Raw genomic sequence first — 22,352 nt, forward strand, 5'->3', positions numbered from 1 at the left:
ATTGTATGACAATCCGTGTGAAAATGTCAAACGACGCGCTATGATCGAAAGAGATTGACGAGCAGTGTCAGTACGATGCTGATAACGACCATCGTGGTAATGGGGATGTAGATGCGGGAGTGTTCGTTTTCGATACGGATGTCGCCGGGGAGTCTGCCGAACCATCCGAAAAAGCCCGGTAGGAAGTGCAGCAGAAGGCCGACAACGACCAGCAGGGTGCCGGCGATGATCAGCCATTTTGCCGTCATAGGTTGACTGCGACCTTGTAGGTGGGGTCGGTGACCTCGTAGGTGCAGTGGGGACCGGCGGCTTTGAGAAGTTTTTTACAATCTTCGCTCAGGTGCCGCAGCGTGAGCTGCTTGTTGGCATCTTCGTACTTGCGGGTGATCGTATCGATCGCTTCGACGCCGGAAGCGTCCATGACCCGGGCGTTTTGGAAGTCGATCACGACGCGCGGGGGGTCCCGGTCGATCGTAAAGGCGTCGAAGAAGCTCGCCGTCGAACCGAAGAAGAGGGGACCGTCGAGTTCATACACCTTCGTGCCGTCCGCTTCGACCTGGCTTTTGGCATAGATGCGCGCATGTTTCCAGGCAAAGACAAGGGCGGAGATGATGACACCGGAGATGACGGCAATGGCCAGGTCCTCGACGATCGTAATGAGTGTCACGGCGACCATGACGAAGGCGTCGGAACGCGGCATATATTTCAGGTGGCTGAAACTGCTCCATTCGAAGGTGCCGATGCTGACCATGAACATGATCCCGACCAGCACGGCGATCGGGATGACGTTGAGCACATCGGTGAGCGACGCGACGAGGACCATCAGGCCGACGGCGGCAGTAACGCCGGAGAGCCGTCCGAGGCCGCCGGAGGTGTAATTGATGATGGACTGGCCGATCATCGCACACCCCGGCATCCCGCCGAAGAGTCCGCAGGTCATATTCCCGGTTCCCAGCGCGATACACTCCTGGTTGCCGCTGCCGCGGGTGCCGCTCATCTCGTCAAGGACAGCCAGGGTCAGCAGGGACTCGATTAGGCCGACAAGGGCCATGATGACCGCATAGGGGAGGACGACGAGGATGGCGCTCGGGTCGAGGATGAAGTCCGGAATGTGGAAAGAGGGCAGCTGACCTTTGAACGCGGAGAGGTTCGCCATGTCGCCGACGGTACCGGTCTGGAGGCCGAAAAGGTAGGCGACGAGGGTGAGCGCAACGATGGCGACGAGGCCGGCCGGGACTGCTTTGGTGTAGCGCGGCAGGACGAACATGATCAACATCGTGATCGCTACGAGGGCGTACATGATGACGCCTTCACCCTCAAAGAACTTGAACTGCGCCGTTGCGATGACGATGGCTAGACCGTTGACAAAGCCGTACATTGCCGGCTGGGGGACGAGGCGGATGAACTTACCCATCTTGAAGACGCCGAAAAGGATCTGGATCGCGCCGGTCAGCAGGGCGGCGAGAGTGACGTACTGCAGGACGCCCCAGGCGAGTTCCTCCCCGCCGAGCCCCTGCGAACGAAGCAATCCGGAGACCTCCAGGGTCAGGCCGATAAGGACGACGGCAACGGAGCCGGTCGCCCCGCTGATCATCCCGGGCTTGCCGCCGATCAGCGCCGTGATAAGGCCGAGGATAAAGGCGGTGTAGAGACCGACAATGGGGCTGACTTCGGCGATGAAGGCGAAGGCGATCGCTTCGGGCACAAGGGCGACGGCAACGACGAGCCCGGAGAGGACGTCGTTCTTGATGTTATCGGTACGGTAGTTCTGAAGGTTGAACATCAGGCTCCCTGCAGGCTCTCGAGCTGGTCGAGGATCTTGCGCTGTTTGTTCTGGGCGTCAACGAGGGCTTCGCGGTTGGTGGCGACGACCTCTTCGGGCGCGTTGGCGACGAAGCGCTCGTTATTGAGCATCCCCGCCAGTTTAGCGATCTCTTTTTCCAGCTTCGCGTTCTGCTTCTCCAGCCGGTCGATGATCGGCGCGAGGTCGATGGAGCCGGTCGGGATGAAGACCTCGACCTTCTCCCCGACGTCGCTGACGGCATTTTCCATCTTCTCGGTGACGAAGCCGACCTTTTCGACCTTGCCGAGGCGGCAGATGTAGGCATCCATCGCTTCGGATGTAACGGCATCCGTCTTGACGTAAGCCTCCTCGATCTTCTGGTTGCCCATGTCGATGAGGGTCTTTGCGCGGCGGACGGTGACGATGGCATCCATGATGACGTCGAACATCGCTTCGATTTGCATATCGCGTTCACCCGCTTCCGGGTAGCGGCTGATCATGATGGAGTTGCCGTTTTCAAGCGACGTGCCGGAGAGCTCGTGGTAGAGGTACTCGGTCATGAACGGCATGAACGGGTGCAGCAGCTTCATGGACGCTTTGAAGATGGCGCCCAGTTCCGGCACGCTCTCCTTGCTGACCTTGGAGAGCTCGATGCCCCAGTCACAGAACTCGTTCCACAAGAAGCGGTAGAGGACCGTGGCCGCATCGTTGAAGCGGTACTCGTCGAGGAAGCCGCGGGTTTCAACGACGGCGGCGTTGAAGCGGCTCTGCATATAGCGGCCGAGGTCGGTTGTGACCGTGATGTTCTCCAGGTCGTCGAAGGTTTCGACGTTCATCTGGAGGAACTTCGCCGCGTTGTAGAGCTTGTTGGTGAAGTTGCGGCTCAGTTCCAGCTTCTCTTCGCTGAGGCGGATGTCGCGCCCCTGGACGGCGAGGACGGCGAGGGTAAAGCGCAGGGCGTCGGCGCTGTATTTCTCGACCATGTCGAGCGGGTCGATGACGTTGCCTTTGGACTTGGACATCTTCTGGCCGTGTTCGTCGCGTACCAGCGCGTGCAGGTAAATGTGGTCGAACGGGAGTTTGCCCATGAAGGTCTCGCCCATCAGCATCATCCGTGCGACCCAGAAGAAGAGAATGTCGAATCCGGTGATCAGCAGGCTGTTGGGGTAGAAGTTCTTGAGATCGTCGCTCTCGAACAGCTTGTCCATGACCGGGTCGCCGTTGCCCCAGCCCAGGGTCGAGAAGGGCCAGAGCGCCGAGGAGAACCAGGTGTCGAGGACGTCGGGGTCCTGGACGATGTTCTTGGAAGAGCAATGCGGACAGGCTTCCGGTTCCTCCTGCTGCGTCGCCCATTCGTGGCCGCAGTCGTTGCAGTAGAAGACCGGGATGCGGTGGCCCCACCAGAGCTGGCGGGAAATACACCAGTCGCGCAGGTCGATCATCCAGGCGTTGTAGCTGTTGATCCAGTGCTGCGGGAAGAACTTGACGAGGCCGTCGTTGACTTTCTCGATGCTGCCGCGGGCCGTTTCGGCGCGGACGAACCACTGCTTGGAGATGTAGGGCTCGACGACGTTCTTACAGCGGTAACAGTGGCCGACCTGGTGAACGTGATCCTCGATCTTCTCGACGAAGCCTTCCTCTTCGAGGCGCTTGACGATGACTTCGCGCGCTTCAAGGCGTTCGAGCCCTTTGAACTCGCCGGCGAAGTCGTTGAGGATACCCTTCTCGTCAAAGACGGTGATGAATTCGAGGTCATGGCGCTTGCCGACCTCGTAGTCGTTCGGATCATGCGCCGGGGTAACCTTGACCATCCCCGTTCCGAACTCCATGTCGACGTGCTCGTCGGCGATGATGGGGATCTCGCGGTCGATGAGCGGGAGTTTGAGCTTTTTACCGATGAGGGCCTTGTAGCGCTCGTCGTCGGGGTGGACCATGACGGCGGTATCGCCGAAGTAGGTCTCCGGACGGGTTGTCGCGACGACGATGTGGCCGTTGCCGTCCGCGTAGGGGTAGCGGACGTGGTAGAAGTGGCCGTTGTGCTCTTCGTATTCGACTTCGATGTCGGAGAGGGCACCGTCGTGGGTACACCAGTTGACCATGTAGTTTCCGCGGACGATCAGCCCTTTGTCGTAGAGGTTGACGAAGGCTTCTTTGACGGCGGATTTGAGCCCTTCGTCCATCGTGAAGCGCTCGCGGCTCCAGGCGGGGGAGACGCCCATCTTGCGCAGCTGGCCGACCATGATCCCGCCGGACTCCTCTTTCCACGCCCAGACGCGCTCCAGGAATTTCTCGCGGCCGAGTTCTTCTTTGGTCGTTCCCTCTTCGAGCAGCTGTTTCTCAACGACGTTCTGCGTCGCGATTCCCGCGTGGTCCGTGCCCGGCTGCCACAGGGTCTTGTAGCCGTCCATCCGCTTATAGCGGACGATAATGTCCTGGAGTGTGAAGGTGAGGGAGTGGCCGATGTGCAGGCGCCCGGTGACGTTCGGCGGCGGCATCATGATGGCGAAGTTTTTATCCGCCTTTTGGATGGCTTTGTTCCCGTCGATTTCGAAGTATCCACGCTCCTCCCATATCGGGTAAAACGCTGATTCGACCGCTTTCGGATCGTAGCTTTTTTTGGACATTATTGGTGCCTTTTACAGTAGATATTGGCTTAAAAATTACGCGGATTATAGCGAAAGGGAGGTAAAGGGAGAATTGCGGTGCTTGTCTACCCGTCAGGCGCGCTGCTTGGCGTCTTGAGAGATGGCAGCCTGGCTAACGTTTTAAATAGTATGGCTTACATTACGGGAAGCGTACATTTAGACCCTGGCAACTATAATGGGCGTACTAAACGGGAACAGAGGCCAATGGACACATCTTATCTCTACATCGTGGCAATGCTACTGCTTGTTTTATACGCTATTTTTATTTTCAACGGCTTTGTCGCACTACGGATGCGTTCGGAAGCGAGCTGGTCCGATATCGACGTGCAGCTCAAGCGCAGGCACAATCTTATTCCCCGTCTTGTCGAGGCGGTCAAAACGTATGCGGCCTACGAACGGGCGATCATGGAAGCTGTCGTCGAGGCCCGTACCAAAGGGATCGAAGCGCATGGCGTTTCTGAGCAGAGCAGGGCGGAAAAACATCTGACGCATGAGCTGAGACAGCTGCTAGCGGTCGTCGAGAACTATCCGGATATCAAAGCCGACGGCACGTTCATGAAACTTCAGCATGAGTTGGTGGCAATAGAAGACGCCATCCAGAATGCCCGGCGCTATTACAATGCCGTCGTCAGGGATTACAACACCAAGATCGACTCTTTCCCGGAGATGTTGATCGCAAGACCGTTTCGTTTCGTCCGCAGGACGTATTTCGAGTTGGAGAATCTTCAAGAAGCAATGGTACCGAAAGTCGAATGGTGACGCGCTTTCTTCTGTTGCTGGGACTGCTGTTGGGTACGGTATCGTATGCAGGCGAGTCGATTGACGACTACCGCATCGAGCTTAGTTTGCATCAAAACGGCAGCCTGGATGTGGCAGAGCGGATCCGCTACAACTTCGGCGGTGAGATACGACACGGCATCTTCCGCGATATCCCGCTTGCTTTGAAAACGAAGGAGAGTTCGGCCGCAAGGCTCGATATCGGTTTGGAAAAAATAGATGTTCTGGCGGACAATCGCAAAGTTCCTTTCGAGGTGACGAATTTCCGTAGCAACGGCGGCGGAAAGGTCCGCGTAAGAATCGGAGATCCGGCCCGATATGTTACGGGAACGCATCTGTACCGGATCGCTTACGGCGTCAAACGAGGAGTGACGATGGAAGGGTCGGACTATGTATTGCGGTGGAATGCCGTCGGAACCGAATGGAATATCCCAATCCATGTCGCAACCGCTACCGTGCACTTGCCGCAGGCGCTTTCACAGGCTAACGTCAAGCTGGCGGTATTTACGGGGCGCTACGGATCAACGGCCTCTAAAGCGACCCAGCAGTGGGTTGATGACCGCACACTACTCGTTTCAATGACGGGACTGGGAGCGCATGAAGCATTGACCGTCGAGGCGGCGTTCGCACGGAGCCTTCTAGGCGATATCCCGTATCTTATGCACCCCGAACCTGTCCGTCCGCAGTTGAAGAGGGCAGTCAAGCACAAGTATAAAATACCGGCGTATGAAGCACAGGCGTTTATACTGACAATGATTTCCTGGGGAGTCGCCGCTTTGCTGTGGCTCCTAATGCACTGGTACTGGTACGTTTATGGGAGGAACGTGCTCAATCGCAGTATTCCTGTACAGTATGCAGCCCCGAAAGGCTTCGGTGTTTTGGAGTCCGGTATCCTTTTCAACCGCTTTTCTGCCGGCCGGCACTTTGCCGCGGCCATCGTTGACCTGGCCCGGCAGGGCTATTTGGGGATTTCGCGGGATCACAAAGGTGTATTCCTGGAGAAATCGGATGTACCGGGAAAGAAACATACCCCCTTTCAGGAACGTCTTTATCAGTTACTCTTTTTCCGCGGGAAACGTTTCGATATTTCAAAGCCTCCGCGAGGCAGGATGGGGGTTTTTCTCGGGGGGATTGGCAGGCTAAAACGGGACCTTTCCGCGTGGACGGAAAACGACGGCTATATGCTGGAAGGACCCCGCTATGCCAGAAAGGCTTTTCTGGTGATTTTCGGTATTTTATGCGGGATATTCACCGCGGTGGCAATGTTTTTCAGCTTTTTATATGTCGGGGACGAAGTGACCATGATCGTCTTCATTCTCGGTGGATTCGGAGTGTACCTGCTTACCAGGGCGGCGCTCGCAGGGGTCTTGTTCGTCTTCTTTTCTGCAATCAGCATTTACGTGATTTTCTCGGAGGGAGGTTCTGTGCTCCCTTACGTTACGCATACCCCGTTCCTTGCCCTGATAGTTGTTTTTTTGCTGCTTCTGGTCTATTACCGCAACATGGGTAAATATACTGAAAAAGGTCTAGAGGTGTATGCGCGGCTATTGGGCTATAAAGAGTTTATCAAACGGGTTGAACTGGACGAGATACGACGGAGGCAGGAGGAGGACCCCGCGTTTTTGAGCCAGGCCCTGCCGTACGCTATGCTTTTCGGCTATGAAAAAAAATGGATTGGTTTTTTCAAGAGCCTTGAAACAGATATACATGATTGGCATCGGGAAGAGCCCGCACTGGTACTGTCCGCGTTCTCAAGCAGCGCTTCGTTGATGGAGAGCAGTTTCGGAGGGGGTGGAAGCTCCGGCGGTTCGGGCGGGGGAGCATCCGGCAGCAGCTCTTCCGGCGGCGGTTCCGGCGGTGGTGGCGGCGGTTCGTGGTAACGGTCGCAGCAGTAGTATTGGGTGAAACAGCGTATCAGCCTGAAGCGAGCGTTTGAACATACGCAGCTACTGAAATTTAAAGCCAAACAGCGCTAGAATCCCACCTTCTAAATGGACCGGAATGTGTGCCTGCCCGATTCCCGTCCGGAAATATAAAGGACCTTTTTGCCCCTCTCCCGTCTTAATGAAGAGCAGTATAAAGCAGCAACCGCATCTTTCGGCCATAACCTGATTATTGCTTCTGCCGGGACGGGAAAGACGTCGACCATTGTCGGGCGGATCGCGCACCTGCTGGGGCAGGGGGTGCAGCCCCATGAGATTCTGCTGCTGACCTTCACGAACAAGGCGGCGGCGGAGATGGTCGAACGTGTCGCCTCGTTTTTCGGGGCGGAGAAGGCCGGTCAGATCGACGCCGGGACCTTCCATGCGGTGAGCTACCGATGGCTCAAGCGGCAGCAGGGCAAGGTCGTCCTCAAACAGCAGCGAGAGCTCAAGACCCTTTTCCGCAGCGTCTATGAAAAACGGAGCTTCCACCACCTGGAGGGGGAGAACGAACCCTACGGGGCCAACTACCTCTACGACCTTTACTCCTACTACCAGAATACGGAGATGGACAAGAGTTTCGAGATGTGGATCACTGAGCGGCAGGAGGAACATGACCGTTTTGCGATGATTTATGCCGACATTATTGATGAATTCGAGGAGCTGAAAACCCAGTACGGTTTTTTGAATTTCAACGACCTGCTCCTGCAGATGCGCAAACTCTGCGAACGGATGGAGCTGGGATACAAAGAGGTGCTCGTCGACGAGTACCAGGATACCAACGCGCTACAGGGGACTCTCATCGACGCGATGAACCCGCCGTCGCTCTTCTGTGTCGGCGATTATGACCAGTCCATCTACGCCTTCAACGGGGCGGATATCTCCATTATCGGCTCCTTTTCACAGAAGTATCCCGAGGCAGCTGTCCATACCCTCTCGAAGAACTACCGCTCGACCGTCCCGATCCTTTCATTGGCAAACAAGGTGATTGCGAAAAATGAACGCATCTATCCGAAACAGCTGGAGGTGACCCGCGATCATGCTGCACCGCCGCCGAAGCTACTGGTCTACGACGAGCTTTTTGAACAGTACCACGGCATTGCAGAGATGATCGGCAAGAGTGTAACCGAGCATGAAGAGATCGCCGTCATTTTCCGTAACAATTCCAGCGCAGACGGAATCGAAGCGGCACTGCGGGAGAAGGGGATCGCCTGCCGCCGGCGCGGCGGGGTCAGTTTTTTTGACGCCAAAGAGGTGAAGTTTATTCTTGATATCTATACGCTTCTTGTGAACGAGAGCGATATGATGGCTTTCATCCATGTGTTCGAACACGCAAAAGGGGTGGGCAGCGCTCTGGCAAAGGAGCTTTACGTAGCGCTGCAATTCCTCGGCGGCGGTTCGATGCTGCGCGGGCTTTATACACCGGATTTGAAAATTTCCAACCCCTTTGAGAAACGGAAACTGAACCATCAGCTCGGACTCTTCGATGATTTTCTCGAACTGGGGCATGCCGGCCGCTTTGCCGAGGTGATCAGCGACAAGAAACTGCTGAAGAACCCCGTACTGAAGCATCCGAAACTAACCAAGGACGGGGCGAAAATGCTCTCCCAGTTCTATACCCTGCTGCAGGCGATCAAAAACCTCTCCCGCCCCCAGAACGTCGTACAGAAGATCGCAGTCTCAGATCTCTATGCGACGGTCGCGGAACAGTTGGCCGTCCGGCGTGCCATTCTACCCGACGGGCAGGTCGATGCAAAGCTTAAAACGGAAGCGCTGGAACGTATCCGCCGCAAACCGGCGGTGCTCCAGGAGCTGGCCAAACCGTACAAAGAGCATGAGCGCTTCCTCAATGCGATGATCCTCGGCTCCCAGGACCTGACGCAGGGCGAAGGGGTGCATCTTCTCAGCATCCATGCTTCCAAAGGGCTGGAGTATAAAGAGGTCTATGTCATCGATCTGATGGACGGGCGCTTTCCCAACCGTAAGCTGATGGGCAGAGGAGGGAGCCTGGATGAGGAACGGCGGCTCTTCTACGTGGCCGTGACCCGGGCGAAGGATATCCTCTATCTCAGTTTTGCCAAATACGACCGGATCAAAAAGGCACAGTTCGTGCCGTCGATTTTCCTTTACGAAGCGGGCATGCTCAAAGAGGACGAAGAGTACAGAATGCTCGTGAAAAAAGAGGAAGCGAAAGAAGACGCGTAAGAGCGTCTTCCATTGGTGTTAACGGCCGTGGACGGCGTCGTTGAGCGACCACATAGGCAGGAAGATACCCAGGGCAAGCAGCAGGACCATCGCGGCGATGATAAAGAGCATGATCGGCTCAATCGCTTCCGCGAGACCATCGATGATCTGGTCGAAACGCATCTTATAGTAATCCGTGACCTTTTCGAGCATCGAGTCGAGCTGACCCCCCTGTTCACCGGCGGAGATCATCTGAATGATCATATTCTCAAACAATCCGGTGTCGGCAAGCCCCTCACTCAGGGAGGCCCCTTTTTCGACAGCCTGTCTGACGGTCAAAAGTTTCTCCTGCAGCGGGAGGTTGTCGATCATGGCGACGGAGGTCTCAAGCGCATCGGCAATGGGAATACCCGCCTTGACAAGTGCGGAAAAGACCAAGGTGAAACGGTTAAGCGTAGAGAACATGATCAGGTCTTTGATCAAATAGGTTTTCAGCAAAAGCTGGTGCCATCGGAATTTGAACTCCCGGTTGGTATTGAGCATGTACCGGAAAATGATAAAAAAGACAATCAACCCCGCAAGGATATAGGGACCGAAATTGTTGAACAGGTACTCCAGCTTCAACAGAATAATCGTCGGCAGCGGCAGATCGGCATGCAACTCTTCGAAGATCTTTTTAAACTGCGGTACGACGTAGGAGATCAAAATCGTAAAAGCGACGGCCATGGCGATCATGACATTGCGCGGATAGGCCATTGCCTTCTTGAACTTGATGACATTGCGCCGGATCTCTTCGAGCATGTCGGCAAGCTGGTAGAGTGAATCAGCCATGTTACCGGTCTGCTCACCGAGTTCGACCATCGCCAGGGTGAGACCGCCGAGTTGAAAGCGGAAATTTTCCATGGATTTCGACATGCTTGAACCCGAGTTGATATCTTCGGCAACGGAGGAGAAGATCTCTTCGAGCACCGGGTCGTTGGCTGCCCGTGCGATTTCGTTCAATGCATCATGAACGGAGATACCGGCATTGGTCATAACGGCCAGCTGACGGATTGCAGCGATCAGAGAATCGGGTTTGACCTTCTTCTTCTTGATGTTGCCCATGAAGCGCTCTTTGAAATGTTTGAGCTGATCATCGAGCGGCGCTGCGCCTTCCATGACATTGACGACGATACCGGGATAGCGGACTTTGGCAATATACATTGCCTCTTTTTTACCGTCGGCGTAAAAGCCGTGTTGAACTTTTTTCCCTTTGGAAAGGACTGTTGCAAGATAGTATTTCATTCTTTTGCCACCCTCAAGACTTCTTCGATGGTTGTTTTACCTTCGACAACCTTATTCATCCCATTCTGGAACATACTAACAAAACCTTCCTGAATCGCCTGTTTCATCATCTCTTCTTTGGAAGCACTCCGGGCGATCATACTGCTGAGCGTTTCGGTAATGGGAAGTACTTCACTGATCATTTCCCGGCCGAGATAGCCGCTGCCGTTGCACTCTTTGCAGCCGACACCGTGGTAAAAGACCGTCTCGGGCGGGATGTAGGCCTGATACTCTTTTAAAACGGATGGCGGCACTTCAAGCTCTTTTTTGCAATGCGGGCAGATCTTGCGGACAAGACGCTGCGCCTGAACGGCGACAACGGCCCCGCTGATCAGATAGGGTTCGATGCCCATATCCGACATCCGCGGCAGTGCGCTGATGGCATCGTTGGTGTGCAGGGTCGAAATGACGAGGTGGCCGGTCAGGGCGGCCTTGATGGCGATTTCCAGGGTTTCATGGTCGCGGATCTCCCCGATCATGATCTTGTCGGGGTCCTGGCGCAAAATGGAGCGTAGCGCCGCCGCGAAGGTCATGCCGACCTGCGGATGGACCTGGACCTGCTGGATGAGGTTCATCCGGTATTCGACGGGGTCTTCGACCGTAATGACTTTGTCCTCGACGTTACGGAGTTCGTTGAGCGCGCCGTACAGCGTCGTCGTTTTCCCCGAACCGGTCGGTCCGGTGACCAGGAGAATGCCGTGCGGCTTTTTAAGGGCCTGGAGCAGCTTTTTGTAGCCGTCTGCATCCATACCGGCATCTTCCAGTCGGATAAGCGCTTTTTCCTTGTCCAAAATACGCATAACGATTGATTCGCCGTAAAGAATCGGGAGCGTAGAAAAACGGAAGTCATACTCGCGGTCACCGACCACGGCGGAGAAACGGCCGTCCTGAGGCTTGCGCTTTTCGGCGATATCGAGATTGGCGAGGAGTTTGAAACGCGAAGCGAGCGGTGGGTAGATATCCTGGTCGAAAATGAAGATCTCGGCCAGTTTCCCGTCGACACGCGCCCGGACGACGCAGTTGTTCTCCGTCGGTTCGATATGGATATCGCTGGCCCGGCTCTTGATACAGGTTTTCAGAATAACGTTGATGAGCTGGAGAATCGACGATGCGTCCTTCTGCTCTTCGGGCGAACCGATCGTGTTAAGCTCTTTGCGGATGTTGTCGACAAGGCCCTTGACACTGCTTTTAATATCGATTTTGAAGAGATAGGACTGTATCTGCTTTCCCGAAGCGATGGCGACCTGGAGGGGCTTGCGCGGGAAGACCCTCTGAATCGCTTCCTGGGCATCGATGTTGAGCGGATCGGCAAAGGCGACCGTAATGCTCATATCGCTTTCCGCTACCGGCAGGGCATTGGAGCGCTGCAGCAGGTTCAGGGGAACACGTTCCGCCAGACGGTAATCCATGTCGATCGAATCCAGGTCGATATATTGGATCTCAAGGACCTCCGCCAGATACTCCAGGACGGCCCTTTCGGGGAGAAAAGGATACTGTTTGAGAATTTCCAGGTCATACTTGCCGGCCCGGATCTGTTCAACGACGAAACGTTTGACAAAATTGAGCGATACGGCCCCGACTTTTGTCAGTGTTTCCAGCAGAATCTCCTCTTTCACCCCGACCTTGACAAGGCGGTCGATCTGGGTTTGGGAGATATGCTTTTTTTCCAGAAGATCGTGCGTAATTCTATCCACTTCGGATTGCCTTTAACGGTAAATATGCTGTTTTGTTAATATTGTATCATAATATTCCGTGATGCCAAGCTGCAGGGATTGGCCGGAATGACGCAAGAAAAGCTTGTAGCTTCGACGGGGGTTTTGGGGATCGGTCAGCACATAGGAATCGCCGCTCTTCACGTACCGATTTGCACTGTACAGATCGAAGACCCGTGAGAGGAGATGCTCCGAGGTCGGGAGCTTCAGACCCGCAAGCGTTGTCTGATTTTCAAGGGCATTGATCAGCAGGTTTCTCTGTAGCAGAATCGCAGCGAAGTACGTGGCGTTTCTGCGCGCCTCCTCCGAACGGTTTAGCATAACGACGGGCAGTGCCAGGCGATCAATGCGATCTGCTTCGAGGCAGGAAAAGGCGTAGAGTGAAACAAAACGTTCATCCAGCTCATGGCGATGCAGTGTCTTCGCCCCCTGATTGCAGGCTTGAAGGTACTGACCGTTTTGATAGAGCGTGTAGAGGCTGTCGCTGCTGGAGGCACTGAGCAGGGTTGTGGCAACTGCAAGCAGGCTCAAATGAAGCCTCATTCCATCGTCCCCTTCTCCATCTGATCAAGGGTGATTTTGGCCTTGACGGAGCTGCTCTCCTGGATGTAGCTTTTGAGGGTTTTGATCGCCATCTCTTTCTGATCCATTTTGTAAAGCGACTTTGCAAAAATGAGCCATGAATCTTCGATCGTACTATCAAGTTCATTGGTGATCAGCGCATAGTTGTAGGCTTGCTGATAGTTCCCGGTATGATAATAGCGCTTGGCGACAAAGAGGCTCAGAATAGGGTTCTTGCTCTTTTTAAAACGGGCGATGACATCCTGGATATCTTTCATGTCGTCATCGCGTAGAATCGTCATCTCTTCAGACGATGGTTCATCGTCTGTTTCGGCCCGAGATGCAGCGGGGACCGGAGGGGCGGCTTTGAGTGACGAAGAAGCCTGAATGCCTGGCAACGTTTCGGATGGTTGCGCAGGAGCGTTGATCGGCTGTATCTCCTCTTTCGGAGGTGTCGAAATGACCGGGGCCGGAGCTGGCGCCTGTTGTGACGGTCTCTGATAGACTGGCGGTGCGGCCTGTGTTCTCGCTTGCGGTTGCGGCTCTTGCGTATCGACATGGGAATAATAGTCCATGACGTCCGATTCGAACTCGTGCATGAAGCCCATGGAAGGCGTCAGTTTCAGGGCCGGCTGCTCTGCAGCAACTGCCTGTGTTTGTGCCGGTCGTGCGCTGTCGGACGCTTGCCCCTGTGCGGCAGCGGATTGTTTAGATGAGTCAACCGCCGGCATTGTCACTTTGGGCGCAGCGGGGGCCGATACGACCGCCTGTGGTTTTGATGACGTGGGAGCCGACGGTGTGAGGAGAAAATAGGTTGCAGCGAATACAAGAACTACTGCGGCACCGCCGCCGACCAGGTACGGGACCTGACGTGTTCGACGGTAGTGCTTCCAGCGCTGTTCGAGTTCAGGGACGTTAAGCATTGATAAACCCCGTTTCAATCCCCGCCATTTCAATCATTTTACGGTTGACAGCAGTATAGTTGATCTGCGTGGGCTGGTTCTCTTCATACCATGACGCAATACTGAAGAGAGCAAAGAGCAACTTGTTGGTATTACGGTAATTGCCTTCGGTCAATTCATGGATCCAGCGGACATTCTTGTCATTGAACATATTGGCGACATCAAAACAGTTTGACCGAAGCAGTTTTTTCTGAATGTAGATCTTCAATTCGGCGGCCGAAGCGTTGAGCAGCTCTTGTGCTTCCCAGATACGTGACTGGAAATGCTCTTTGGCGACAACGTCCTCCTGTTCCGTTTTGTGCAGGGAGATAATAAACTTGATCTGGCGCGTATCGGAGATCAGACGGATTTTTTCCAACAGTGCCGTTGAATACATTTGCGCTTCATCCAGCAAGACGACCGGAGGCGTTTCAAAAGTATATTGTGCGGCAAGCTCGTTAAAGCGCGTAAAATGGATGGGTTCGTCGGTGATGTAGTCAAACACATCGCGTGCCAGTGAGCGGAAAAAAGCATCTTCATCGGTAATGGGTGTTTGATACAGAACGATTTTTTGTCTGTCGTGCAGTTCTTTGTAGATACGGCTCAGCATCATACTTTTACCCGTTCCCGGTTTTCCGAAAAGCAGGATCATTTTCAGGGGTTTTTTTATGGCTTCCATCAGGGATTTGTAGACGATGGCGACGCGATCGAGCTGCACATAGGCATTCGCGTCTACTACATCGAGAAAGACCTCTTTGGAAGAGTCAAAGAGGTTCTTATTCTGCATTGGCCTCTGCAGCTGTTTCTTTGGAGGTCAGGCCGGCTTCACTGTCGGTAAACTTGGTATATCCAAGATCAGAAAGGGAGAGCGTGTTGTTCTCTTTCTTGATAATGTGCGGTTCGATAACAATAACGAGTTCCGTCGTATCCACAGCTTTTTCTTCGTATTTGAAAAGGTAACCGAGTCCCGGGATGTCACCGAGGAGCGGTACTCTGTTAGTATGCATGCTTTCGGATTTGTCGATCAGACCGCCGATGATGATACTGTTGCCGTCTTTGACGGTCACGACGGAGGCAAGCTGGCGGCGGTCAAGATCCGGCGGCATAGAGCGCTTTTGCTGCTCGATTTCGTCGCTGCTGAGTTTAATCCTTGTCTGGCTGACCGAAGGATTGATCTTGAGGGTGATCGTATTGTCGTTGGCGATCTCCGGCGTGATGTCGAGCAGAACACCCGCGAAGATGGAGTTGACCTCTTCGTTCTGTGTGGTCTGCGATGTACCGGCCGAACTACCGGCAAGAATCTGGGACTGCTGGATCTTGTAGAAATACTCCGTACCGACAGTAATGAGGGCAGGCTGGTTGTTGAGGGTCAGTACCTTCGGATTGGAGATCGCGTCAACATCCCCCTGCGTTTTAAGGAATTTGACCAGTTCCGTGATCGTATTACCCCCGGTGAGTTTGAGCAGCGACGCCGGACCGGAATAGCCTGCGGTACCCCCCGTCAGAATATTCCCCGTCGTATCAAAGGTGGAAACGTTCAATGCATCGAGTTTGTCGATGTGGAACGAGAGATTCTGCAGGGCATAGATCTGGGACCAGTCGATACCGGTCGAACTGCTGTCGCTGAGTGTGACGGCCATCATGCGGACGTCGATCAGCACCTGGTATTGGATCTTTTTCTGCAGTTCGTTGAGGTATTTTTCGAGACGCTGTTGCTGGCGTACCGTCGCCGTAACGGTGACGAGCCCCGCGTTTTTGTTGACAATCGGAGCTTCCGCCTGATAGAAGTCCGTCGGACGGTTCAGGACGCGCTGCAGTTCGAGGTCGAGTTCTTCCCAGAACTTGACCTCGTCGAGGGACTCGATCTTGATACCGGAGGTGTTGTTTTGCGTAATCTGCATGGAGCCGCCGCCGAGGTCCGCTCCCTGGCCGCCGCCACCGCCGCCGGATTGGCTGCTTGAACTTCCGGTTGCCTGGGAGCTGCTGAGCAGGATATCCGTACTGCCGATACTTTTGCGGGCACTGATGATGTAGTCGATGTTGTAGGTCTTCGTCTCGATAAAGGAGATCTTGAGGATATTGTTCTCCAGGGTATAGTTGAGGTTGTTGTCAACCAGGAGAATATCCAGGACCTCGTTCAGTGTGAGGTTCTTCAGATTGGTCCGCTGCAAGCGTTTGGACATCTTTTTTTCAGCTTCATTGTCGCTGATGATCAGTGTGAGTTCACATTCGTTGCTCAGCTGATCGACGTATTTGGAGATGGTCATCCCCTTCGCTCCGCTGATGGAAAAGAGCTCATACGTACAGTCTGCTGCCTGTACCGATGAAGCCAGCAGTAGGGCCGCGGCTACCGAAGTGATTGACTTGTGGATGCTTTGGAATGGAGTCATGTTTTTCATCGTCTTTTCCTATTTGGCGTTGATTTGGATTTTTGGGTTCTTCTTCTTCAGCGTCAGCGTTACTTCTTTCTTCTTCTTCTGAAGCAAGACGCTGTCGCGTTCGATCTTCGTGATGACGTACCCGTAAATGGTGTCTTTTTCTTTGTACCATTTGCCGTCAATCAGCGCGGTGCGACTGTTGATGACGGATTCGAGGGTCATGTACCTCTGCTTGGGACGCTTCACGTATGTGCCCGTCGCCTTTGCCTTATGGGGCTGGTTGATAATCAGTTGCGCCCTAAAGGGGTCTTGTAATCCGTACAGCGCACTGGCATGAACCCCCTTGCGGGGCGGTTTGATCGCTGCGATCTCATCGTCTACCCACTTCATGTCAGGCTGCATGCCCTCGGCGAGTGCGATCAACGGCAGGGTGAGGAGTAGTAGCTTCGTTTTCATTAGTAAGTAATCCCCCATACAGATGAGTTGACGTCGAGTTCCAGTTTTTCCTTGGCTCTGAGGTCAAGACCGTGCAGGTCAATGACGAGATCGCTCTGCTCCATCGCATTGACGAATTTGAGCATATTGTCGAATTGACCACTTGCAAAGACTTTAATATCCAAGACATGACCGAACTTCTCTTTTTCAATGGCGCGTTTGTTGCTGAGAAGTGCGAGCTTGATGTTGTATTTTTTTGCGTTTTCGGCAATCGAGTCGATATATTTACCCCAAGCTTCTTCATTATAGAAGAGTTCGGAGATTTGGCTGATCTTGAAGTTGATGTACTCATTTTTTTCCTGAGTCGCTACCGTCTCCATTTTGATCGCTTCAATCTGCGCTTCGATCTGCTTGATTTCACTTTCGGGGTGCATCGCCAGGTACTGCTCATCCGCCCGGAGTTTTTGTTCGACGGCGATTCTCTCTTTTTTGACTTGGAGATATTCGCGCTCGGCACTTTCCCAGAAAAGAAGATAGGAAAACGCTACCAGTGCCACGGCGATCAGACCGTAGATCATATAGACCTCGCCCTGCTTTTTGCTGGCGAAGGACTGGTCTATCGGATAGAGATATTGTTCAAGATTGAATTTCATTTCAGCACCACCTTCAGGTCACCGCGGTAATAGTTGGTTTCCTCATCCAATTCGATTTTCTCGATGTTGTAGTGGAAACGCTGTGTACGGTGTTTAGTCATAAATTCGACCAGATCGGTAATTTGTTTGTCTTTTTTCGCCATGACTTTCAAGCTGAAAACCTTTTCTTGGGCATCCTGCTTATAGTTGATATCGGCAACACTGACGTCAAACCGATTCAACTCTCTGGTAAGGGCGGCCATGATTTCTGCTTTCATGGGGTAATTGACCTTGACGTCATGGATTTTGATCAGTGTCGCTTTTCGCTCTTCGAAGAGCTCGATCTCCGCATCAAGAAGCTTCTGCGCCTCTGCCTTTTGTGCCAGTTTGAGATTAATGGTCTCTTCGCGCGTCACCTTGATGGCATGCGTCTCGCGGTACTGTTTCTCCAGGAGGGCTTTACGAACGCTTTCGGCATAGCCCATTGTCCAGTAGGTGACGGGGTAGGCAAATGCGACGACGAGCGAGAGGGCCGTGACGGCGAAGAGCTTTCCACTGTGGCGTTGGAAAAACGGCGGCGGGCGGTGGTAGATGGAAAAGTTGACGTCATAGCGTGCCGCTTTGTCCGTGCGTACATACAGCTGCATCAGCTGGTGGATCTGGTCAATGTAGCTGTCCGTCGCAAAACCGTAGGAGAAGTCGAACGACTTGGCCTCAAACCCCAGATAGGTCTGGCAATACTCGTCAACCCCGGCGATTGAGCCGATCTGCGAACCGATATAAATCTCTTCGATCGTTTCGATTTCGTAAGCGCGTTTCGCGTAATTAAGAACGTCGTTGATATGGAGGAAGAGTTCGCCGAAGAGTTTGATCAGGTATTTTTGGTACTCCGGATTCTGCGTCGCAAGCCCTTCGGTCGCAAGCAGCGTCTGAAAGTCCGCAAGGTCGATCTGTTCGCCTAGGAGCTCGCAGAAACGCTCATGCATGTCACGGAAAGAGTATTTGAGACTCTTTGTGTAGACGAATTCTTGCTCATTGTAGAGGGTGAAGAAGGCGTCATTTTCCTGGAAATAGATGTAGCAGTGCGCACCGTATCCCTGAACGATCTCATGGCTGTAAAGGGTTTTGAGCAGCAGCGGTACCGGAACGATCTGGTCGACATACTGCAGAGCTGAAACCGTTTGGGCAAAGGTCTCGTCGATGACGAGCGGGTCGACAATAAATACATGGAAGATGCGTTCTTTCGCACTTCCGTCCGTCGGCACCTCGATGAAATCGATCGTGTACTCGATCGCCATGTCGAGGGCGAGCTCTTCGTATGCCTTGGTTTCAATGACAAAAGCAAGATCGTCATCGGGGATGTTTTTGCTTACACCGATCTGGGCCGTGATGAAGCTACTCGTGTTGAGATAGGAAATCCCGTACTGTTTCTTACCATACTGCGGGTTTTTAGCAGCACTTAACTGATTACCGCTCCCGAGGTAGTAGGTGTGATTATACGGGTTGTTCGAGAGGACCGTATCAAAAACCTGCTCGTTAGAATTGTTCATGTCGCAAATCCCTGTTCTTTTTGGACTGTCCGGCAGCCATATCATGAAGGGCGAATACTATCTCTAGATAGCCGGGGGCAACCGGATTGCCACCCGTTTTTGTTCACCTGGTTCATTTAATAACAACATAAAACCACATTGCAAAATAACACAGGGTGTTATCGTTCTGAGGTTTCACACATTTTCATTGTAGCCCAAGTAAACTTAAAAATTTTCTTATAAGTGTGCAAAAAAGCCCTAGTTATGGTTGTCGCGGGGGAGTGAGGTAGAATCTATTTTTATGACTTGTCTGCCGGAAGTTCAGGTTTGGTACCCGAGGTCTTCCAGCATCTTCTTATCGTTGGTCCAGTTGGGTTTCACGCTGACAAACAGATCAAGGTAGGCGCGGTGGCCGGAAAGGGATTCGATTTTCTGACGGGCATGCTTGCCGATGCGCTTGATCGTCGCGCCGCTTTTACCGATCATAATTCCTTTCTGGCTCTCCTTTTCAACGATGATTGTGGCGCGGATATGGTCGATGTCATCAGCTTCATCGATCTTGTCAATGACGACATCGGTCCCGTAGGGGATTTCGTCGCTGATGTTCTCGAAAATTGATTCGCGGATGAACTCTCGGAAGATGTCACGCAGCTTCTCATTGGTGAGGTCTTCAGGGTCAAAGAGGTAGGGTGATTCCGGCAGAAAGCGCGTAATGACCTCTTTGAGTTGTTCGAGACCGGTATGCTTGGTCACAGAGACGGGAATGAGGGCCTCGAAGTGCTCAGAGAAGGCGTTGTACTCCGCGATGCGTGCTAGCAGCTCTCCCTGGGAGATCTGGTCAATTTTGCTGAGCGCAATGAGGTGCTTTTTCCCGCCGGCAATCTCCAAAAAGCGCTTGTAGTGTTTGACGCTGTCCGCAGCCGGGGCCAGGTAGACGATCAGATCGCAGTCGCCGATCGCCTTGAGGGCCTCTTCGAGCATGAACTGGTTGAGCTTGCGCTCTTTTTCATGCAGACCCGGCGTGTCGACGAAGATCAGCTGATCTTCCCCGTGCATGACGATGGCGTTGAGACGCCTGCGCGTCGCATTGGCTTTCTGGCTGACCATGGCGATCTTCTCGCCCAGCAGCGCATTGAGTAGGGTACTTTTGCCCGCGTTCGGGCGTCCGACGAGGGCTACGAAACCGGCTTTGGTCATACAGGGGCTCCTTTAAAGGATATAACGGGAGAGGTCTTCATCTTCGATGACGATATCCAGTTTGTCGTGGACGATCGCTTTGGTGACGGTATAGGTCTCTCCGGCGTAGGATTCGGCGTCAAAACTGATCGCTTCGAGCACCTTTTCCAAGATAGTGTGCAGACGTCTGGCGCCAATGTCTTCGGTCTTTTCATTGGCCTGCTGCGCGAGGGCGGCGATGGCACGGATGGCGTCGTCATCAAACTCCAGGGTGACCTCTTCGACGGCGAGCAGCGCCTTGTACTGTTTTATCAGCGAGTTCTTCGGCTGGGTGAGGATGGCGTAGAGCGCCTCTTCGTCAAGGGACTGTAGCTCGACGCGAAGCGGGAAGCGCCCCTGAAGCTCGGGGATAAGGTCACTCGGCTTGGTCAGGTGAAAGGCCCCGGCGGCAATGAAAAGGATGTGGTCGGTTTTGACCGGCCCGTACTTTGTGCCGACGCTGCTCCCTTCGACAATGGGAAGCAGGTCACGCTGTACCCCCTCTTTGCTGGGGTCGTTGCGCCCCTGGCTCTTGGCACTGACGGCGATCTTGTCGATCTCGTCGAGGAAGATGATGCCGCCGTCTTCCGCGCGGCGTACGGCCTCGCTTCGGATGGCGTCCATATCCAGAAGCGCTTCGGTTGCTTCACTGTCAAGGATACGGATCGCATCGGAGACCTTCATCTCTTTTTTGTTCTCTTTTTTGTTGATTGAACTGAACATCTTGGCGAAGGATTCCTGCATCTTCGCCATCTCCGGCGGCATGCCGCTGTCGTTGAACTCGATATTTCCCTTGGGGAGCTCGATCTCGATCGTCTTGTCGTTCATCTCGCCGTCAATGACCCTCTGCCGCATCCGTTCGCGGGAGGAAGCATATTCGGCTTTCTTGGTCTCCGAGGAGAGGGGCGGCAGCGGTGGCAGCAGCTTGTCGACGATCTTGTCGAGGACATACTCTTTGATCGCCTCTTCGTTCGCCGCTTTCTGCTCCTCTTTGACAAGAGCGATGGAGGTCATGACGAGGTCGCGGACCATGGACTCGACGTCGCGGCCGACGAAGCCGACCTCCGTGAACTTGCTTGCTTCGACCTTGATGAAGGGAACGCCCATCATCTTGGCCAACCGGCGGGAGATCTCCGTCTTTCCGACCCCGGTAGAGCCGATCATCAGGATGTTCTTGGGCATGATCTCGTGCTGCATCTCGCCGTCCAGCTGCATCCGGCGGTAGCGGGTGCGCAGGGCAAGGGCGATGCTCTTTTTCGCAGCCTGCTGGCCGATGATGTAGGCATCGAGATAGGAGACGATCTCCTTGGGGGTCATGTTCATGCTTCCGAGGCCTCCAGGGTCAGGATTTTGATCTCATGGTTGGTGTAGATGCAGAGGTCCGCCGCGATATGCAAGCTCTCCTCGACGAGGGCCTCGGGTGCCATGTCAGCATGCTTTTTCAGGGCACGGGCGCTGGCAATGGCGTAGTTGCCGCCGCTGCCGATGGAGGCAATTTGGCCATCCTCGGGCTCGACGACGTCGCCGTTGCCGGTGAGGATAAAGATATGCTCGGTGTTGAGGACGATCATCATCGCTTCCAGACGCCGAAGGACCTTGTCTTTCCGCCACGCTTTTGAGAAGTCGATAATGGCCTTGACCATGTCCCCTTTGCGCGCGGAGAGGAACTCCTCGAACATGTCGAAGAGGTTGAAAGCGTCCGCCGTGGAGCCGGCGAATCCGGCCAGCACCTGGCCGTTGTGCAGTTTGCGGATCTTAGTGGCGTTGTTTTTTAGGACGGTGTGCCCGAAAGTGACCTGCCCGTCCCCGCCGATGACCGCTTTGCCCTCACCCTTGTACGCGAGGATCGTCGTTGCGTCGAACATTATGCACCTACGATGTCGAGGTGCAGTAGCGCATGGATGCCGTGGCCGAGTTTGAGGTCGACCTCGTGCTTCCCGGTCATTTTGATCGCTTTTTTGGCTTCAATGTGCTTTTTGTCGATGGTGATGCCGTGCCCATCCTCGAGCGCTTTGGCGATGTCATCTTTGGTGACGGCGCCGAAGAGGTGGCCGGTGTCGCCCAGTTTCTTCGCGATTGTCACCTCCAGGGCTTCGAGCTTCGCTTTCATGGCGGTGAGGTCGGCGATCTCCTGGGCCTCGTTCGCGGCGGCCTGGCGTTTTGCCTCCTCCCATTCCGCGATCACGTCGTCGGTGGCATGCTTGGCAAACCCTTTGCCGATCAGGAAGTTCTTGCCGTAGCCGTCTTTGACCTCTTTAACCTCGCCGGCTTTGCCGAGGCTTTTGACATCTTTGATCAACAGTACTCTCATCTCT

At 54.1% G+C, this 22,352-nt stretch carries 19 protein-coding genes; 3 read left to right on the plus strand and 16 right to left on the minus strand.

Annotated features, from left to right (window positions below; all coding sequences use genetic code 11):
• Positions 1 to 38: 38 nt before the first annotated feature.
• The 3 genes from LOH54_RS03435 to LOH54_RS03445 are packed head-to-tail and all read right to left on the minus strand — an operon-like array spanning position 39 to position 4,407.
• Complete coding sequence (locus tag LOH54_RS03435; protein WP_231020399.1) at positions 39 to 248, minus strand: DUF2905 domain-containing protein; 210 nt, start codon at positions 246 to 248, stop codon at positions 39 to 41.
• The gene (locus LOH54_RS03440) at positions 245 to 1,783 is read right to left on the minus strand and encodes a SulP family inorganic anion transporter (RefSeq protein WP_231020400.1); all 1,539 of its coding nucleotides are present in this window, start codon (positions 1,781 to 1,783) and stop codon (positions 245 to 247) included. Before LOH54_RS03440 ends, LOH54_RS03435 begins: the two co-directional genes overlap by 4 nt.
• The gene (locus LOH54_RS03445; RefSeq protein WP_231020401.1) at positions 1,783 to 4,407 is read right to left on the minus strand and encodes a valine--tRNA ligase; all 2,625 of its coding nucleotides are present in this window, start codon (positions 4,405 to 4,407) and stop codon (positions 1,783 to 1,785) included. The genes LOH54_RS03440 and LOH54_RS03445 overlap by 1 nt, the downstream gene beginning before the upstream one ends.
• A gap of 225 nt (positions 4,408 to 4,632) precedes the next feature.
• Here LOH54_RS03445 and LOH54_RS03450 point away from each other — a divergent pair, with 225 nt between their 5' ends.
• The 3 genes from LOH54_RS03450 to LOH54_RS03460 all read left to right on the plus strand — a co-directional run bounded on the left by LOH54_RS03450 (position 4,633) and on the right by LOH54_RS03460 (position 9,332).
• Entirely contained in the window at positions 4,633 to 5,187 is a 555-nt protein-coding gene (locus tag LOH54_RS03450) for a LemA family protein (RefSeq protein ID WP_231020402.1), read from the plus strand.
• Positions 5,181 to 7,085 carry a DUF2207 domain-containing protein gene (locus tag LOH54_RS03455; protein WP_231020403.1) on the plus strand — a complete coding sequence of 635 codons (1,905 nt, stop codon included), beginning with the start codon at positions 5,181 to 5,183 and terminating at the stop codon, positions 7,083 to 7,085. The genes LOH54_RS03450 and LOH54_RS03455 overlap by 7 nt, the downstream gene beginning before the upstream one ends.
• 165 nt (positions 7,086 to 7,250) lie before the next feature.
• Positions 7,251 to 9,332: an ATP-dependent helicase gene (locus tag LOH54_RS03460; protein WP_231020404.1), complete on the plus strand. Its 2,082-nt coding sequence runs from the start codon at positions 7,251 to 7,253 to the stop codon at positions 9,330 to 9,332.
• Between the two features lie 18 nt (positions 9,333 to 9,350).
• Here LOH54_RS03460 and LOH54_RS03465 read toward each other — a convergent pair whose 3' ends face one another.
• From LOH54_RS03465 to rplI, 13 genes are all read right to left on the minus strand, one after another.
• Positions 9,351 to 10,595 carry a type II secretion system F family protein gene (locus LOH54_RS03465; protein ID WP_231020405.1) on the minus strand — a complete coding sequence of 415 codons (1,245 nt, stop codon included), beginning with the start codon at positions 10,593 to 10,595 and terminating at the stop codon, positions 9,351 to 9,353.
• Complete coding sequence (locus tag LOH54_RS03470; protein ID WP_231020406.1) at positions 10,592 to 12,328, minus strand: GspE/PulE family protein; 1,737 nt, start codon at positions 12,326 to 12,328, stop codon at positions 10,592 to 10,594. Before LOH54_RS03470 ends, LOH54_RS03465 begins: the two co-directional genes overlap by 4 nt.
• Positions 12,329 to 12,340: 12 nt before the next feature.
• A complete protein-coding gene (locus LOH54_RS03475) occupies positions 12,341 to 12,877 on the minus strand; it encodes a hypothetical protein (RefSeq protein WP_231020407.1) in 537 nt (178 codons plus the stop codon).
• A gap of 8 nt (positions 12,878 to 12,885) precedes the next feature.
• On the minus strand, positions 12,886 to 13,830 hold the full coding sequence (locus tag LOH54_RS03480) for a hypothetical protein (RefSeq protein WP_231020408.1): 945 nt from the start codon (positions 13,828 to 13,830) through the stop codon (positions 12,886 to 12,888).
• Positions 13,823 to 14,635 carry an ATP-binding protein gene (locus tag LOH54_RS03485; protein WP_231020409.1) on the minus strand — a complete coding sequence of 271 codons (813 nt, stop codon included), beginning with the start codon at positions 14,633 to 14,635 and terminating at the stop codon, positions 13,823 to 13,825. The genes LOH54_RS03480 and LOH54_RS03485 overlap by 8 nt, the downstream gene beginning before the upstream one ends.
• Positions 14,625 to 16,247, minus strand: coding sequence for a pilus (MSHA type) biogenesis protein MshL (gene mshL / locus LOH54_RS03490; protein ID WP_231020410.1), 1,623 nt, complete (start codon positions 16,245 to 16,247; stop codon positions 14,625 to 14,627). The genes LOH54_RS03485 and mshL overlap by 11 nt, the downstream gene beginning before the upstream one ends.
• 9 nt (positions 16,248 to 16,256) lie before the next feature.
• Positions 16,257 to 16,682 carry a hypothetical protein gene (locus tag LOH54_RS03495; protein WP_231020411.1) on the minus strand — a complete coding sequence of 142 codons (426 nt, stop codon included), beginning with the start codon at positions 16,680 to 16,682 and terminating at the stop codon, positions 16,257 to 16,259.
• Positions 16,682 to 17,314 (minus strand): hypothetical protein, encoded by a 633-nt coding sequence (locus LOH54_RS03500; protein WP_231020412.1) that lies wholly within the window; start codon positions 17,312 to 17,314, stop codon positions 16,682 to 16,684. The genes LOH54_RS03495 and LOH54_RS03500 overlap by 1 nt, the downstream gene beginning before the upstream one ends.
• A complete protein-coding gene (locus LOH54_RS03505; RefSeq protein ID WP_231020413.1) occupies positions 17,311 to 18,843 on the minus strand; it encodes a hypothetical protein in 1,533 nt (510 codons plus the stop codon). The genes LOH54_RS03500 and LOH54_RS03505 overlap by 4 nt, the downstream gene beginning before the upstream one ends.
• 300 nt (positions 18,844 to 19,143) lie before the next feature.
• On the minus strand, positions 19,144 to 20,019 hold the full coding sequence (era, locus tag LOH54_RS03510; protein WP_231020414.1) for a GTPase Era: 876 nt from the start codon (positions 20,017 to 20,019) through the stop codon (positions 19,144 to 19,146).
• 12 nt (positions 20,020 to 20,031) lie between these two features.
• Positions 20,032 to 21,360 (minus strand): ATP-dependent protease ATPase subunit HslU, encoded by a 1,329-nt coding sequence (gene hslU, locus LOH54_RS03515; protein ID WP_231020415.1) that lies wholly within the window; start codon positions 21,358 to 21,360, stop codon positions 20,032 to 20,034.
• On the minus strand, positions 21,357 to 21,902 hold the full coding sequence (gene hslV, locus LOH54_RS03520; RefSeq protein WP_231020416.1) for an ATP-dependent protease subunit HslV: 546 nt from the start codon (positions 21,900 to 21,902) through the stop codon (positions 21,357 to 21,359). Before hslV ends, hslU begins: the two co-directional genes overlap by 4 nt.
• Positions 21,902 to 22,348 (minus strand): 50S ribosomal protein L9, encoded by a 447-nt coding sequence (gene rplI / locus LOH54_RS03525; protein ID WP_231020417.1) that lies wholly within the window; start codon positions 22,346 to 22,348, stop codon positions 21,902 to 21,904. Before rplI ends, hslV begins: the two co-directional genes overlap by 1 nt.
• Positions 22,349 to 22,352 lie beyond the last annotated feature (4 nt).

Origin of the sequence: Sulfurimonas sp. HSL-3221 (assembly GCF_021044585.1) — a bacterium.
Taxonomy (GTDB): Bacteria; Campylobacterota; Campylobacteria; order Campylobacterales; family Sulfurimonadaceae; genus Thiomicrolovo; species Thiomicrolovo sulfuroxydans.